We start from the raw sequence: 16,102 nt of genomic DNA, 5'->3' as shown, positions 1-16,102 counted from the left end.
CATGCTGGTAGGATACCGGCCTTGCCGCCGCGCTGGCGGCCGACGTCAGACCTCGCATCGATTCAGGAGAATGTTTTGAACCTCACCCGCTTCGCCAAGTCTCGCCACTCGACCAAGTCTTTCGATCCCGCCCGCAAGATCCCGGCCGCGGTCATCGACGAATTGAAGGAGCTGATCCGCTTCAGCCCGTCGTCGGTGAACTCGCAGCCCTGGCATTTCGTGGTGGCCGAAAGCGACGCGGCCCGCGCGCGCGTGGCGAAGTCCATGCAGCCCGGCTACGCGTACAACGAGCCGAAGGTGCTGAAGGCTTCGCACGTGCTCGTGCTGTGCGTGCGCAAGGACATGGACGAGGCGCATCTGAACGCCGTGCTCGCGCAGGAAGAGGCCGATGGCCGCTTCGCGAGCGCCGAAGCGAAGACGGGGCAGGCGAACACGCGCAATTTCTACGTGAACCTGCATCGCGAGCGCAACGATCTGCCGTCGTGGATGGAAAAGCAGGCGTATCTGGCGCTGGGTTCGGTGCTGATCGGCGCGTCGACGCTCGAAATCGACGCCTGCCCGATGGAAGGTTTCGACGCCGCTGCGCTCGACGCGGAACTCGGTCTGGCCGATCAGGGCCTGACGTCGCTCGTCGTGATCAGCCTCGGCTACCGCAGCGCCGACGACTTCAACGCGAAGCTGCCGAAGTCGCGTCTCACGGCGCAAGCCGTGTTCACGGACCTCGCGTAAGGCCCACGGCGCGCATGCCGTGAAAACGGGAGGCGGCGCGGATGCTGGTACCATCGCCGCTTCCGGTTTTCACTTTCGGTTTCCAGGCAAAATATCGCGCGGGAGCGCTCACGGCATGCAGGGAATCAAACGCAGGATCGTCTACGTCGCGCTGTTCGAGGGGATCGCGATCCTCATCACCAGCACGAGCTTCGCCTCGCTGTCGGGCAGCGGCATGGACCGCGCGGGCGCGGCGGCGATTTTCTCGTCGCTGATTGCGGTGATCTGGAACGTCGTGTTCAACACGTTGTTCGAGCGCTGGGAAGCGCGCCAGACGAAGCGCGGGCGCAGCGTCGCGCGGCGCATCGCGCATGCCGTGGGTTTCGAAGGCGGCCTGATCCTGTTTCTCGTGCCGATGATCGCGCTCACGCTGCGCGTGCCGCTCGGCGAGGCGTTCGTGATGGACGTCGGCCTCGCGGTGTTCTTCCTCGTCTATGCCTACGTCTTCAATCTGATCTTCGATCGCGTGTTCGGTTTGCCTGCCTCGGCGCTGCCGCTGGAGCCGCGCGCGGAATCGGAACCTTGCGCGTGATCCGGCGCGCACTTGAGTACGCGACTCAGCGCCACGCGCTGCCCACCTGAATATAGAACGCGTTCTGCCCGTTGCCGTGCGCCACGTCGATACCCATCGACAAACCGAGCTTGCGCGCGATCAGATAACGGAAGCCGGTGCCGAAGCCGAAAGCCGTGGGCGCGTCGCCGAACGCATGCAGCTTGCCCCAGGCCTTGCCCGCGCCGCCGAAGCCCAGCAGCGCCCAGCGCGGCGTGACGTTCCAGCGTAGTTCCAGCTCGCCCGTGACCTGATTGCGATCCTGGAATCGGGCGTCGGATACGCCGCGCAAACTCACGTAGGGCTGCGCGAAAAACGGGATGTCGCCCTGCGAGAAGCCGCTGTCCACGCGCAGTCCCAGAATCCAGCGCGGCGTCAGTTCGATCCAGTGATACGCCTTCACCGATTGCATGTCGAACGCGTTCGAACTGCCGAAGCCGCCGCGCGCGAAATCGGCTTCGAATTCCGCGTAGGTGCCGTGGCTCGGATAGAACATGTTGTCGCGCGTGTCGTAATCGACCACGATGCCGCCTTTGCCCACGCGTACGTCGCGCTCGAAATGGTGGAGGCCGTCGGGCAGCAGGGGGCCGAAGCGTGTGGCCGAATCGAAGAACGTATAGCGCGGCCCGACGTACCACGGGCTATTGGCAATCCTGAATAAAATCTGCTGCACCACGGTGACGCCGCTTAACTGGTACGCGTTGGCGTTGCCTTGCGGACCGTAGTAATTCAAATGCAGATTGACCTTGCCGAGCACGCCGAGATAGCGGATGTGGTCGTCGTCCCAGCTGTGGAAGTGCATGAGGCCCGCGCCCCAGCTATGCGTGCCGGTGAAGAAACCGCCCACGCCGGTGATGTTGGGCGGTGACATTGTCGGTTTGGCGTCGGCGCTGTTCGATGCTGAGCCGGCATTGTCGCTTGCCTCGCGTTTGGGGGCGCTGAAGTACAGCAGCCCAAGTCCGAAGCCGTAGCCCACGGCCGGTTCGGTGATGATGGTCGGTACCGGCAACACGCCCTTGTGATTGAGCAGCAAGTCGCTGAGGTCGAACGCGCCGTCTTGCGTGTCGCGAAACCGTGCGAACCCCGTGGGGTGCGCTGCGGTTGTCCTGTTAGCGTCGTCCGCGTTGGGTGGGGATTCGGCGTGGGCCGTCACGGCGAGTGCGAGCAGCGCGCACAGCATGGCGAGGTTCGAGTGCCGGTGGCGTGTCATCGTGGCGAAATCTCCCGCATCGGCATCGTGCCGATGCTGTGGTGCAGGCGATGATCGACGGGGGGCGCGGCGGCGCGCGTGAGCACGAGCCAAGCGCACGAGCAAGCGCACCAAGGCACAAAGCCGACGATGCGCGCCCGACAATTCAGCATAGCGCAGCCGATCTCACGATCGGTTGCGCTCGCAGGGGGTGAAGAGGGGGATGAGAAGGGCTGCATCAAAGCGCATGCACGAACGGCATGCGCGGCACATCAAGGCGCGGCAAGTTCAACGAAAATGCGCGCGCGACCGCGCCCGAGTCTTACGGATTCGGCGCGGCCGCCGCCACGCCGCTCGCCTGCACAGGCGCCGCCGCACCGGCGCTCGCGCTGATGGCCGGATTCGCGTTGCCGTCGACGCGATCCGGATGACGCGCATCGTGCATCTGGCCGTTCCAGCCGCCGCCCAGGTCGCCGATCAGCGCGGCGGCGTCGAGCAGGCGGCTCTGCTGCACGGTCAGCGCGCTTTGTTGCGTGCTCAATTGCGTGGCCTGCGCGGTCACGACCGTCGTGTAATCGACCGTGCCAGCCTCGTACTCGTTCTGCGCGATCTGCGTGGCGCGCGTGGCGTCACGCACGGCCGATTCGAGCACCGCGCTTTGCTGCGCGAGAATCCGCAGGCCCGAAAGATCGTTTTCGACGTCCTGGAACGCCGTCAGCACGGTGCCGCGATAGTTCGCCACCGAGGCGTCGTAGCTCGCGCGCGCGGCGTCCACGTCGGCGCTGCGCAGGCCGCCGTCGAAGATCGTTTCGGTCGCGCTCGCGCCGAGCGACCACACATAGTTGCTGATGTGCAGCAGACCCGACAGCGGCGATTGCGTGAAGCCGTCGAGCGCCGAGAGCGAAATGCTCGGGTAGTACGCCGCCACGGCCACGCCGATGGCCGCGTTTGCCGACGCCATCTGACGTTCCGCGGTCGCGACATCGGGGCGGCGTTGCAGGATGGTCGACGGCACGCCCGCCGGGATTTCCGGCAGGATCGGCAGGCGCTCGCTATGCGGGATCGTCACGTCTTCCGGATTGCGGCCTACCAGCACCGCGATCGCGTGCTCGTACTGCGCGCGCGAAACGCCCAGCGCGATCAGGCTCGCCTGCGCGTTTTCCAGTTGCGTGCGCGCCGTGAGCAGATCGGACGGCGCGACGGTGCCCGCCGCATCCTGATCGCTCACCACGCGCAGCGAGTCCTTGTACGCGGCGACCGTCGCCGTGAGCAGGTCGATGTCGGCGTCGGTGATGCGCAGGTCGATCACGGCGTTCGCGAGCGCGATCTGTTCCGAAAGCTGCGCGTTGGCGAGCGTGGCTTCGCTCGCCTGGGCCGTGGCCGACTGCTCCTCGATCTGGCGGCGCACCTCGCCCCAGAGGTCGGGCGCCCAGCTTGCGTTTGCTTCGAGCGAGCCCGCGTTGACGATGCGGGCGGCGCTGCCGGTCGTGGTGGTCGTCGAGGCGCGCTCGCGCGTGGCCGAACCGGTCACGCCCAGCGTCGGAAAGAGGCCCGCGCGCGCCACGCGCACTTCGGCGAGCGCTTCCTGATAGTTCGCGTAGCTCTGCCGCACGGTCTGGTTCGACACGGTGACGAGCGGTTCGAGTTCGTCGAGCAGCGGATCGTGGAACGCGGTCCACCAGTCGCCCTTCGGCGCTTCGGCGGCGCTCGGCTCGGCCTGGGTCCAGCCCGGCAGCTCCTTCCATTGAGCCGGCACCGACACCTGCGGGCGATGATAGTCGGGGCCGACCATGCAGCCGCTCAGCGCGAACGCGAGGCCGGCGGCGAGCGCGAGCGGCAGCGTACGCCGCGTGCGGTGAATCAGAGTGAAGTCAGTCGTTTTCATGATGCGCTCTCATCGGCCTGGCGATTCCAGGGCAGACGTGCGGCCCAGCGTGCGAGTCGCGCGCGCAGGCGGTCGAGGAACAGATAAATCACAGGAGTGGTGTACAGGGTGAAGACCTGCGAGAGGAGCAGGCCGCCCATCACGGTCACGCCGAGCGGCTGGCGCAGCGACGCGCCCTGGCCGATGCCGACCGCGAGCGGCACCGCGCCCAGCACCGCGGCGAAGGTCGTCATCATGATCGGGCGCAGGCGCACCACGGCGGCGTCGTGAATCGCGCTGCGCGCATCCATGCCCAGATTGCGCTGATTCTGGATCGCGACGTCCACCATCATGATCCCATTCTTCTTGACGATACCGATCAGCAGAATGATGCCGATCATCGCGATCACCGAGAACGGCGTGCCGAAGATCAGCATCGCGAGAATCGCGCCGATCCCGGCAGAAGGCAGCGTCGAGAGAATCGTGAGCGGGTGGATGGTGTTCTCGTAGAGTACGCCCAGCACGATATACACGACGACCAGCGCCGCGAGGATCAGCAGCGGCACGGTGCCCATCGACTGCGCGTACGCCTGGGCCGCGCCCGCGAATTCGCCGTGAATCGCGGCGGGCATGCCGATATCGCGCTCGGCCTGCTCGATGATCTTGCCCGCTTCGGACAGCGAGCCGCCCGTCGGCAGATTGAACGAGATCGTGCCCGCGACCTGGCCGCTCTGGTGGTTCACCTGAGTCGCGGTGTGGCTCACGCTCCAGTTCATCATCGCGGTCACCGGCACCATGGTTTCGGCGGCCGTGCTGTCCGCGCTGCCGCTCGAACTGCCGCCCTTGCTGTTGGCGATCGAGTTGTTCTGCTGGTTCGCCACGGCGTCGGCGTTGAGGGCGTTGGTGCTGCTGCTCGACGTGCTCGTGCTGGTGATCGCGCTATACGCGGTCACGCCCGACACCGTGCTGCTCGACATCTGCGTGGACGCCGAGCCGCTCGCGTTACCCGCCGCCGTGCTCAGATAGATGCGATCGAACGATTGCGGATACTGCCAGTATTCCGGCGCCACTTCCATCACCACGAAGTACTGGTTGATGGGGTTGTAGATGGTCGAGACCGTGCGCTGGCCAAAGGCGTCGTACAGCACGCTGTCGACCTGGTTCGGATCGAAGCCGTAGCGTTTCGCGGTCTGCCGGTTCACGGTCACATAGGTCTGCAGCCCGTTTTGCTGCAGGTCCGAATTCACGTCCATGATAGCGCCGCGATGCTTGTTCAGCTCGGTCACGAGCTTGGGCACCCATTTGAACAGCGCGTCGGCATCATCGCTCGTGAGCGTGTACTGATACTCCGCCGCCGACTGCCGTCCGCCGATCTGCAGATCCTGCTGCGCCTGCAGGAACAGGCGTGCGCCCGATACGCCGTTGAGCTTGGGCCGCAACCGGTTCACGACTTCGCTGGCCGAGAGCTTGCGCTGCGCGAGCGGCTTCAGTTCGATGAAGACGTTGGCCGTGTTGAGCGCGCGCCCGCCCGTGAAGCCCGCCACCGACGCCACCGCCGGATCCTGCTGCACGATCTCCTGCAGTTGCGCGAGCTTCTTTTCCATCGCCGTGAACGAGATGCTCTGGTCGGCGATGATCTGCCCGATCAGAATGCCCGTGTCCTGCTCGGGAAAGAAGGTGCCCGAGAGCAGGCGCGCGAGAAACACGTTGCCGACCAGCAGCGCGAACAGCAGGAAGATCACGAGCTTCGCGTGATCGAGCGCGACGTTGAGCGAGTGCGAATAGAACTGCTTGAAGCGCTCGAACTGCGCGTCGATCCATTTCGCGGCGCGCGACGGCTCCTTGTGCACCTGCTCGCGTTTGAGCACGTAGGCGCACATCGCGGGCGTGACCGTGAGCGAGACGATCAGCGAGATGAGGATCGCGATCGAGAGCGTCATCGCGAATTCGTGGAACAGCAGGCCGACGATGCCCGGCATCAGCAGGATCGGCAGGAACACGGCGATCAGCGAGAGGCTCATCGAGAGCACCGTGAAGCCCACTTCGGCCGAGCCGCGCAACGCGGCCTCTTTCGGATCGAGCCCGGCCTCGATATGGCGCACGATGTTTTCGAGCACCACCACGGCGTCGTCGACCACGAAGCCGGTGCCGATGGTGAGCGCCATCAGCGAGAGCGAGTCGATGCTGTAGCCGAGCAGGTACATCGGGCCGAAAGTGCCGATGATCGAGAGCGGCAGCGCCACGGCCGGAATCAGCGTGGCGCGCGGCGAGAGCAGGAACACGAACACCACGCCGATCACCAGCAGCACGGCGATGAAGAGCGTGCGCTCGGTGTCGGCGACCGAGGCGCGCACCGACTCCGAGCGGTCCACCGCCACGTTCACCTTGATGGTGGCGGGCAGGGCGGCCTCGATGTTGGGCAGGCGCGCCTGGATCTGCTGCACCGTCTTCACGACGTTGCTGCCCGGCATCGGATAGACGATCACGAGCACCGCCGACTTGCCGTTGTAGAGGCCGGCGTTGCGGATGTTTTCGTTCGAGTCGCGCACGGTGCCCACGTCGCGCAGATACACGGGCGCGCCGTCGCGATAGGCGATCACCACGTCGCGGAACGGCGCGGCATTGCTGATCTGGTCGTTCGAGGTGACGACGAAACGCTGGTCGCCCTGGTCGAGGTGGCCTTTCGCGCTGTTCGCGTTGGCCGCGCCGATCGCCGCGCGCACGTCTTCGAGGCCGATGCCGTAGCTATTGAGCTTGCCCGGCTGCAACTCCACGCGCACCGAGGGCAGCGCGCCGCCGCCCAGCGTGATCTGGCCCACGCCGTCCACCTGCGAAAGCTGCTGCATGATGACCGAGTCGGCGGAATCGTAGAGCTGCGCTTTCGTGAGCGTGTCGGAGGTGAGCGCGAGCACCATGATCGGCGCGCTCGCGGGGTTGTACTGCCGGTAAGTGGGATTGCTGCGCAGCGTGGTGGGCAGGTCCGCTCGCGCGGCCTGGATGGCCGCTTCCACGTCGCGCGCGGCGCCGTTGATGTCGCGGTTCAGGCCGAACACGACCACGATCAGCGACGAGCCCACGTTGTTGATCGACGTGAGCTGGCTGACGTCGGCGATCGTGCCGAGCCGCCGTTCGAGCGGTTCGGCCACGGTGGACGCCATGGTTTCCGGGCTCGCGCCCGCCATGTTCGCCTGCACCACGATCACCGGATAGGCGATGTTGGGCAGCGGCGCGACGGGCAAACGGAAGAACGCGAGCGTGCCGGCGAGCAGGATCGCGATCGCGAGCAGCGAGGTCGCGACCGGTCTGCGGATAAAAAGCGCCGAAAGATTCACGGTGTCGCCTCGGGCGCGGGCGGCGGGTTGTTGCCACTGCCGCCGTTGTTGCCGCCGCTGTTTCCACCGCCGCCGTTGTCGCCAGGCGCGTTGCTGTCCGCGTCGCCGCTTTCATCGCGGTTGCGCTTGCGGCCGAAACGCTCCGCGAGACGATCGAACATCAGATAGATCACGGGCGTGGTGAACAGCGTGAGCAACTGCGAAACCGTCAGGCCGCCGATGATCGCGAGCCCGAGCGGGCGGCGCAGTTCCGAACCCGTGCCGGTGCCGAGCAGCATCGGCAGCGCGCCGAGCATGGCCGCGAGCGTGGTCATCAGGATCGGGCGGAAGCGCAGCAGCGAGGCCTCGAAAATCGCCTCGCGCGGCGGCTTGCCGTGCACGCGTTCGGCTTCGAGCGCGAAGTCCACCATCATGATGGCGTTCTTCTTGACGATGCCGATCAGCAGCACGATGCCGATGATGCCGATCACGTCGAGGTCCTTGCCCGCGATCATCAGCGCGAGCAGCGCGCCGATGCCCGCCGAAGGCAGCGTCGAGAGAATCGTCACCGGATGCACGTAGCTCTCGTAGAGCACGCCCAGCACGATATACACGGCCACAATGGCGGCGATCAGCAGATAGACCTCGCTCGACAGCGAGTCCTCGAAGGCCTGCGCCGCGCCCTGGAACGACGAGGTGATCGACGGCGGCAGCTTCACGGCGGCTTCGGCCTTGCGGATGTCGCGCACGGCGGAAGAGAGCGACGCGCCGTCGGCGAGATTGAACGAGATCGTCACCGAGGGGAATTGCGCGAGGTGGCTGATCATCAGCGGCGAACGCGTGATGCTGATGGTCGCGATGCCCTTGAGCGGCACCTGGCCCGTGCTCGCGGTCTGGCTCGGCAGATAGATGTCGCCGATCGAATCGACCGTCGGCAGCGACTCCGGCTTCGCGACCAGAATCACGCGGTACTGGTCCGACTGCTGGAAGATGGTCGAGACGATGCGCTGGCCCAGCGCGTCGTAAAGCGCATTGTCGATGGTCGCCGCCGTGATGCCGTAACGCGCCGCGAGCTGGCGGTTCACCTGCACGTTCACGGAGAGACCGTCGGTGTTCAGGTCGCTCGTGACGTCGGCGATCGACGGAATCTGCTTCATGCGCGCGACGAGGTCGGGCACGTACTGCCCGAACGCTTCCTGGCTCGGGCCGCGCAGCACGAAGTTGTACTGGCTGCGCGAGACCGTCGTGTCGAGCGTCAGATCCTGCTCGGGCTGCACATAGAGGCGAATGCCCGGCACCTTCGCCACCGACTGCTGGATGCGCCGGCCGATTTCCTCGGCGGTTTCCGAGCGGTCGTCGTGCGACTTCAGGTTGATCAGGAAGCGGCCGTTGTTCAGCGTGTTATTGATGCCGTCGATGCCCACGTAAGACGTGAGCGAGACCACGTCGGGGTCCTTGAGGATCTGCTCGGCCAGTTCGCTCTGGCGGCGCACCATCGCCGAATACGACACCGAATTGTCTGCCACGCTGATCGCCTGGAGCACGCCCACGTCCTGCACCGGGAAGAGGCCCTTCGGGATCACCACATAGAGCAGGCCGGTGATGGCGACGGTGAGCACGGCCACGATCAGCGTGAGGATCTGATGGTCGAGCACCCAGCGCAGGCCGCGCTCGTAGGCGGCGAGCGTCTTGTCGAACAGCCCTTCGCTGATGCGCTCGAAGCGGCTCGGATGGCGTTCGGCCTGGGGCCGCAGAATGCGCGCGCACATCATCGGCACCACGGTCAGCGAGACCACGGCGGACAGCACGATGGTCACCGCGAGGGTGACCGCGAATTCGCTGAAGAGACGCCCGATCACGCCGCCCATGAACAGCAGCGGAATCAGCACGGCGATCAGCGAAATGGTCAGCGAGAGAATCGTGAAGCCGATCTGTCCCGCGCCTTTTAGCGCGGCCTGCAAGGGCTTTTCGCCTTCTTCGAGGTAACGCACGATGTTTTCGATCATCACGATGGAATCGTCGACGACGAAACCGGTGGCGATGATGAGCGCCATCAGCGAGAGATTGTCGATCGAATAGCCGAGCTCGTACATGATCGCGAGCGTGCCGATCAGCGAGACCGGCACCGAAATGCTCGGAATGATCGTGGCGGGCAGATTGCGCAGGAACACGAAAATCACGGCGACCACGAGCGCCACCGCGAGCACGAGTTCGAACGCGGCGTCGTGCACCGAGGACTGGATCACGCCGACGCTGTTCGACACCACCGTGACCTTCATGCCGGCCGGCAGCGTCGCTTCGAGCAGCGGCAGCTGGCGCATGATCTGGTTGACCGTGGCGATCACGTTCGCGCCCGGCTGGCGCTGCACGTTCAGCACGATGGCGGGCTGCTTGTTGTACCAGGCGCCGCGCTCCACATCCTGCGCGGCCGTGGACACGCGCGCCACGTCCTTCATGTAGACCGGCGCGCCGTTCTGGTACGCGATGACCGTGTCTTCGTAATCTTTCGGATCGGAAATCTGGTCGTTCGAATTGATCGTGTAGTCGAGCTCGGGGCCGTCGAAGTTGCCCTTCGGCGCGCTCACGTTCACGTTGGCGAGCAGCGTGCGCAGATCGTCGAGATTCAGGCCGTAACCGGCGAGCTTCTGCGGATCGGCTTCCACGCGCACGGCCGGAACGTTGCCGCCCGCCGTGCTCACGAGACCCACGCCCGGCACTTCGGAAATCTTGGTCGCGAGGCGGTTGTTGGCCGCGTCCTGCAACTGCGTGAGCGACATCGAATTCGACGTGACCGCGAGCGTGAGGATCGGCTGGTCGGCGGGATTGACCTTGGCGTAGGTCGGCGGCGCGGGCAGGCCGCTCGGCAGATAGCTGTTGGCCGCGTTGATGGCCTGCTGCACGTTCTGCTCGGCGACGTCGAGATTGAGCGAGAGGTCGAATTGCAGCGTGATGACCGAGGCGCCCTCGGAGCTGTACGAGACCATCTGCTGCAAGCCCGGAATCTCGCCGAGCTGCACTTCCAGCGGCGCGGTGACGGTGGTGGCCATCACGGTCGGGCTCGCGCCGGGGTAGAAAGTCTGCACCTGAATGGTCGGATAGTCGACCGCGGGCAGCGATGAGACCGGCAGGAACTTCATCGCCACGAGGCCGACCAGCACCAGCGCGATCATCAGCAACGATGTCGCGACGGGCCGCAGGATGAAAAGACGCGAAATATTCATCGGGGCGGGACGGGTTGCTTAGGACGCTTGCGAAGCGGAATCCGCCGTGGCCGCGCTGGCGGCCGGGGCGTCCGACGCTGCGGTCGTGGCATGCGCATGCGCGTGCGAGGCGTTGCCCATGCGCGCCGCTTTGGCGCCGCTTGCTGCACTGGCCGGGCGCGCGCCCGCGGGCTGGATCTTCGCGCCGTCGTTGAGGCGGTCGAGACCGTCGGTGACCACGCGCTGACCCGCGCTCAGGCCCGAGACGATCACCGTATGCTGGCCGTCGCCCGGCCCGATCGTGACCTTGTGAACCGACACGGTGTTGTTGTCGTTGACGAGATACACGTAGTCGCCGGGCGCGCCCGACTGCACCGCGGGCGTGGGCACGAGCACGGCGTTCTGCATCGTGTCGACCAGCAGCTTCACGTTGACGAACTCGTTCGGGAACAGCGCCTCGTCGTCGTTCGGGACGCTCGCGCGCAACGTGACCGTGCCGGTGGCCGTGGCCATCTGGTTGCTGATCGCGTAGAGCGTGCCGGTGGCGAGTTCCTTGGTGTTGTCGGCGCTATAGATGGTGACCGGCAGCTTCGCGCCCGCGTTCGTGCGTTGCAGCACGTCGGACAGCGCGTTTTGCGGCACCGTGAACTGCACCGTGGTGGGTTTCATCGTCGTGATGACGGCGATGCCCGTGGAGCTGGACGCCGTCACGTAATTGCCCGGATCGACGAGACGCAGGCCGACGCGGCCCGACACCGGCGCGGTGATGTGGCAATAGATCAGGTCGAGCTCGTACTGCTTGATGGTGGCGAGGTCCGACTTCACGGCGGCTTCGTCCTGCGCGACGAGGAACTTCTGGTCGGCGTAGGTCTGCTCGGCGATCGACTTCTTCTCGTTGAGCAACGTGTAGCGCGCGAGGTCGGAGCGGGCCTGGGCGAGCGAGGCCTGATCCTTGGCGAGCGTGGCCTGGGCCTGCTCCTTGTTGATCTCGTATTGGCGCGGGTCGATCTGCGCGAGGAACTGGCCTTTGACCACGTCCTGACCTTCGCGATACCCGACTTCCGTGAGATAGCCGCTCAACTGCGGCAGCACCGTGACGGTGGCCACGGGCGTGACCGTGCCGAGCGCGTTGAGCGTGACGGGCATTGCGCCGAGCGCGGCGGGCGCGACCGTGACGACCTGCGCCGCCGCGCCGCGTTCGGGCTTCTTGCGGTGCAGCACGTGCAGCACCACGAGCACGATCAGCACGAGGATGACGAGCGCCAGAATCCAGACGCCGCGACGTTTGCGCGCGGGCGGCGGAGTCTGCTGCGAAGGCGGCGAAGGCGGCGTTTGCGGGGCGGTGGGGCGGTTCGGCGTATCGCTCATGCCAGTCTCCCGGTCGATGCGGCGTCGCTGTCGATCCCGCAATCAGCGCGATGGTCTTCGTGTGCGGCACGCGCGTTGACGCGCTTGCAGGGGCCATGTGCGGGACACGGCGTTTTTCCCGCTTCGGAAACGTGCCGTTCGACGTCGATTCGCATACGCATTCTCGTGTTTGTTGTGGGCCGCCCGTGGCTGCGCATCACGCAGCGAAAGGCGAGACTCGCAGTCTAACCAACTCGCGCGCTAATTTCGAAACGTTAGTTTTTTGAAAGGTTTTGCCTTGTTACAAGGGCTCGTTTTCGTCATGCGCCGTTACGAACGCAAGCTGGGCGACGGCGTTCGTACGCATCGACAAGCGGGCGTGCCACGGCGTAACGCACGCGAACGGCGTTTGCTTGCAATCGGCTTTCGATGCAGGTGGCGATACGGCAAGTGAAGCGTTATCGCTTCATCCATAGCGCGGCGGGGGGCTTTTAAACGTGCGGTATGTATCGCAATGTATCGGGACGCAGATACGACATACACGCTTGCAAATTGGCACGCGCGCGGAAACAAGCCAGATACATCGCGGCGTTCAAATAACTCCTGTGCACGGTTGATCCCTCATCCACTGCATCCCACCTACTCAATGCCAGGAGAAACACCATGAAGCTCGTTCAATCGCTCGTCGTCGCCGCTCTCGTTGCCGTGCCCGCGCTCTCGTTCGCGCAGTCCGGCGTCCAGAACGCGCCGGTCACCCGCGCCGAGGTCAAGGCCGAACTCGTGCAGCTTCAGCAAGCCGGCTACAACCCGGCCAGCGACAACACCCAATACCCGGCGAACCTGCAAGCCGCATTGGCGCGCGTGAGCGCGGCGAACGGCGAGACGGCTTCAGCTTCAGCGTCGTCGGCATCGTCGTATGGCGGCGTGACGCAGGGCGCATCGGCGGCGGGCAGTCGCGCACCGCGCGTGCAACTGAATGCGCCGGTGAACGGCCCCGACGCGGACGTCCCCGGCCTCGGCCCCATCTACGCGCACTCGTAATGCGCACGTAATGCACACGCATCGCCCGTGCATCGCCTTGCACCCGACACGCGCGCGGCCGGCCCGCGCGCAGCCCTGATACGCTGCCGACCATCCGCCTCATATCCGCCTCATTCACTGGCCGATCACCGCCACCGACCGGGAACCCGACCGTGCGCCCCATTCATGCCGCAATCCTGCTCATTGGCGTGCTGCTTGCCTCAGGCGGCTATGGCGCGACGTTTCTGTTCTCGATGCACGTGCGCGCGATCGGCGGCACCGACTTCGACACCGGCGTGGCGCTCGCGGGCGCAGCGCTCGGCACGTTCGCGGGCGTCTCGCTGACCGGCTGGGTTGCGCAGCACGTCGGCGCGGCGCGCATGGCCGCGCTCGCGGCGCTTTGCGTGGGCGCGGGCGTGGTGGGCTTCGCGCTCATGGCGCATGCGAGCGGCATCGACGCGCTGCCCGGTTTTCTCGTCGGCCTTGGCTGGGGCGCGTTCTGTCTCGCCGCGCCGATGGCGCTCGCCGAACGCACCAGCGACGCCGACCGCAGCCTCTGGTTCCTGCGCTTCGCCACCTTCCAGATGGCGGGCGTGGGCGGCTGCCCGGCGCTCGCCGCCTTCGCGATGCGCTTCTGGCGCATGCCGCTCGAAGGCGTGCTGTACGCGATCGGCGCGTTGTGCCTGATCGGCGCGCTCACGCTCGAAATCTTCGGCCGCCTCGCGCGCGTGCAGCCCGCACAGGAGCGCTGGCTGCGCAGCATCGGCGCGATTGCGCGCACGCGCGCCGTGTATCCGATCGTCATCATCGCGTTGGGCGGCTGTGTGTTTTCCGGCCTGATGACGTTCCAGATGTCGCTCGTGCAAGGCACGCAGGCCAAGGCGAGCACGTTCTTCAGCCTCTACACGATCACGGTGATCGCCACGCGCTGGCTGCTCGCGCGGCTCGTCGTGCGCATGCGCGCGGCCACGGCGACCAAGGTGCTGCTCGCGATGATGGTGCTCGGCAGCGCTGCGATGTTCGCGGTGCCGTACCACGCGGGTTTCCAGGCGCTGGCGGCGGTGCTGCTCGGCACGGGCTACGGCCTTGCCTATCCGATCGTGCAGGTGCAGGCCATCGACGACGCCGCTGCCGCGCACCGGCGCGCCGCGCTCACCTGGTTCGTGGCGGCGTATTTCATCGGCGCGTTCGGCTTTCCGTCGCTCGGCGGCTGGGTGCTGGTGCACAGCGGCAAGGGCGCGCTGCTCGCGCTGATCGCGGGCTGCGGACTCGCGGCGCTCGCGCTGGCGATCCTGCGCGACCGGCGGCGCGGCGGATCGCTTTCGGCGAGTGCTTGACTGTGATGAACCCGGGCGATTTCCCTCATCGACATCGCGAATTTTCTACCCGACGCAACATCCCATCACCCCAGAAGAACCGGAGGAAACGTGACTGAACTTTGGCGACTATCGGCAACGGAACTGGCGCGGCGCATTCGAACCCGCGAAGTGTCGGCCCGCGAGGCCGCGACCGATGCGCTCGCGCGGCTCGACGCCGTCAACCCGCGCATCAACGCGGTGGTCGCGCACGACCCGGCGCGGGTCTACGAGCAGGCCGACCGCGTAGACGCGGCCATTGCGCGCGGCGAAGATCCGGGCCCGCTCGCGGGCGTGCCGGTCACCACCAAGATCAACGTCGATCAGGCGGGCTTCGCCACCACCAACGGCACGGTGCTGCAAAAAGACCTGATCGCGCCGGCCAACAGCCCGGCCGTCGACAACCTCGTGCGCGCGGGCGCGGTGCTGCTCGGCCGCACCAATTCGCCGACCTTCGCGCTGCGCTGGTTCACGAGCAATCAGGTGCACGGCGCGACGCGCAATCCGCGCAACGCGTCGCTCACGCCGGGCGGATCGAGCGGCGGCGCGGCGGCGGCGGTCACGGCGGGCATCGGCCAGATCGCGCTGGGCACCGACATCGGCGGCTCGGTGCGCTATCCGGCCTACGCGTGCGGCGTGCACGGGCTGCGGCCGAGCCTCGGACGCATTCCGGCGTTCAACGCCTCGTCGCCGGAACGGCCGATCGGCGCGCAACTGATGTCGGGCGCGGGACCGATGGCGCGCAGCATCGACGACGTGAGCCTCGCGTTCACGGCGCTGGCGCAGCCCGACATGCGCGATCCGTGGTGGGTGCCCGCGCCGTTCAAGGGACCGGACGCGCCGCTGCGCGCGACGATCTGTCTGCGCCCCGGCGGCATGACGATCGCGAAGGAAGTGGAAGACGCGCTGCTCGACGCCGGACGCCGTCTCGCGGATGCGGGCTGGACCGTCGAGCAGATCGACGACACACCGTCGATGCGCGATGCCGCCGAAGTGCAGGAGCGCCTGTGGCTCGGCGACGGCTATCCGGCGCTGGTCGATGCGGTGCTGCGCGATGGCGATCCCGGCGCGCGCGCCGTGGTGGAGGGCGTGCGCGCGAAGGTCGCGGCGATGCCAGAGGACGTGGTCAGCAAGTCGCTGGTGCGCCGCACCACGCTCGCGCGCCAGTGGCGATTGTTCTTCGCCGGGCATCCGGTGCTGCTGCTGCCGGTGTCGGGCGAGCTGCCGTTCGCGGACGGGCTCGATCTGCAAGGGCCGGAGGGATTCTAGCGCGTGTGGGATGCGCAATTGACGCTGCGCGCGTTGCCGGCGGTGGGCTTGCCGGGGCTGGTCGTGTCGACGGGGATGGTGAACGACGTGCCGGTGGGCGTGCAAATCGTCGCCGGGCATTATCGCGAGGACCTGTGCCTGCTGGCGGGCAAGGCCATCGAGGCGCGCGGCGCGCCGCCTTCGCCGATTGATCCTGCGGCGTAAGCGCGTGGTATAGGCGCGTGGTATA

At 66.5% G+C, this 16,102-nt stretch carries 9 protein-coding genes and 1 pseudogene; 5 read left to right on the top strand and 5 right to left on the bottom strand.

Annotated features, from left to right (window positions below; genetic code table 11):
• Positions 1-75: 75 nt before the first annotated feature.
• Together nfsB and BMY06_RS20845 are read left to right on the top strand one after the other, a co-directional pair.
• Positions 76-729, top strand: coding sequence for an oxygen-insensitive NAD(P)H nitroreductase (gene nfsB / locus BMY06_RS20850; RefSeq protein ID WP_065063464.1), 654 nt, complete (start codon positions 76-78; stop codon positions 727-729).
• Between the two features lie 115 nt (positions 730-844).
• Positions 845-1,300, top strand: coding sequence for a PACE efflux transporter (locus BMY06_RS20845; RefSeq protein ID WP_065063466.1), 456 nt, complete (start codon positions 845-847; stop codon positions 1,298-1,300).
• Positions 1,301-1,325: 25 nt separating this feature from the next.
• Here the strand turns inward: BMY06_RS20845 and BMY06_RS20840 are convergent, their stop codons facing one another.
• The 5 genes from BMY06_RS20840 to BMY06_RS20820 all read right to left on the bottom strand — a co-directional run bounded on the left by BMY06_RS20840 (position 1,326) and on the right by BMY06_RS20820 (position 12,250).
• Positions 1,326-2,528: a BamA/TamA family outer membrane protein gene (locus BMY06_RS20840; protein ID WP_074984930.1), complete on the bottom strand. Its 1,203-nt coding sequence runs from the start codon at positions 2,526-2,528 to the stop codon at positions 1,326-1,328.
• Between the two features lie 301 nt (positions 2,529-2,829).
• A complete protein-coding gene (locus BMY06_RS20835; RefSeq protein WP_074984928.1) occupies positions 2,830-4,392 on the bottom strand; it encodes an efflux transporter outer membrane subunit in 1,563 nt (520 codons plus the stop codon).
• Positions 4,389-7,703, bottom strand: a complete 3,315-nt coding sequence (locus tag BMY06_RS20830; RefSeq protein ID WP_065063472.1) for an efflux RND transporter permease subunit — start codon at positions 7,701-7,703, stop codon at positions 4,389-4,391. The genes BMY06_RS20835 and BMY06_RS20830 overlap by 4 nt, the downstream gene beginning before the upstream one ends.
• A complete protein-coding gene (locus BMY06_RS20825; protein WP_074984927.1) occupies positions 7,700-10,903 on the bottom strand; it encodes an efflux RND transporter permease subunit in 3,204 nt (1,067 codons plus the stop codon). The genes BMY06_RS20830 and BMY06_RS20825 overlap by 4 nt, the downstream gene beginning before the upstream one ends.
• An 18-nt stretch (positions 10,904-10,921) precedes the next feature.
• Entirely contained in the window at positions 10,922-12,250 is a 1,329-nt protein-coding gene (locus tag BMY06_RS20820) for an efflux RND transporter periplasmic adaptor subunit (RefSeq protein ID WP_080180477.1), read from the bottom strand.
• Between the two features lie 642 nt (positions 12,251-12,892).
• Here BMY06_RS20820 and BMY06_RS20815 point away from each other — a divergent pair.
• The 3 genes and pseudogenes from BMY06_RS20815 to BMY06_RS20805 all read left to right on the top strand — a co-directional run bounded on the left by BMY06_RS20815 (position 12,893) and on the right by BMY06_RS20805 (position 16,077).
• On the top strand, positions 12,893-13,270 hold the full coding sequence (locus BMY06_RS20815) for a DUF4148 domain-containing protein (protein ID WP_074984926.1): 378 nt from the start codon (positions 12,893-12,895) through the stop codon (positions 13,268-13,270).
• 152 nt (positions 13,271-13,422) lie between these two features.
• Entirely contained in the window at positions 13,423-14,586 is a 1,164-nt protein-coding gene (locus BMY06_RS20810; protein WP_065063477.1) for an MFS transporter, read from the top strand.
• Positions 14,587-14,676: 90 nt separating this feature from the next.
• Positions 14,677-16,077: pseudogene (locus tag BMY06_RS20805) on the top strand (amidase family protein).
• The last annotated feature ends 25 nt before the right edge of the window (positions 16,078-16,102 follow it).

This window comes from Paraburkholderia tropica (assembly GCF_900109265.1).
GTDB classification, from domain to species: domain Bacteria; phylum Pseudomonadota; class Gammaproteobacteria; order Burkholderiales; family Burkholderiaceae; genus Paraburkholderia; species Paraburkholderia tropica.
This window is presented reverse-complemented; position numbering and strand designations above follow the sequence as displayed.

Bases quoted from the DNA above. Each gene is read 5' to 3' on its own strand.
- BMY06_RS20835 (WP_074984928.1), bottom strand. From the start codon at position 4,392: ATGAAAACGACTGACTTCACTCTGATTCACCGCACGCGGCGTACGCTG.
- BMY06_RS20825 (WP_074984927.1), bottom strand. From the start codon at position 10,903: ATGAATATTTCGCGTCTTTTCATCCTGCGGCCCGTCGCGACATCGTTG.
- BMY06_RS20845 (WP_065063466.1), top strand. From the start codon at position 845: ATGCAGGGAATCAAACGCAGGATCGTCTACGTCGCGCTGTTCGAGGGG.
- BMY06_RS20815 (WP_074984926.1), top strand. From the start codon at position 12,893: ATGAAGCTCGTTCAATCGCTCGTCGTCGCCGCTCTCGTTGCCGTGCCC.
- BMY06_RS20820 (WP_080180477.1), bottom strand. From the start codon at position 12,250: ATGAGCGATACGCCGAACCGCCCCACCGCCCCGCAAACGCCGCCTTCG.
- BMY06_RS20840 (WP_074984930.1), bottom strand. From the start codon at position 2,528: ATGACACGCCACCGGCACTCGAACCTCGCCATGCTGTGCGCGCTGCTC.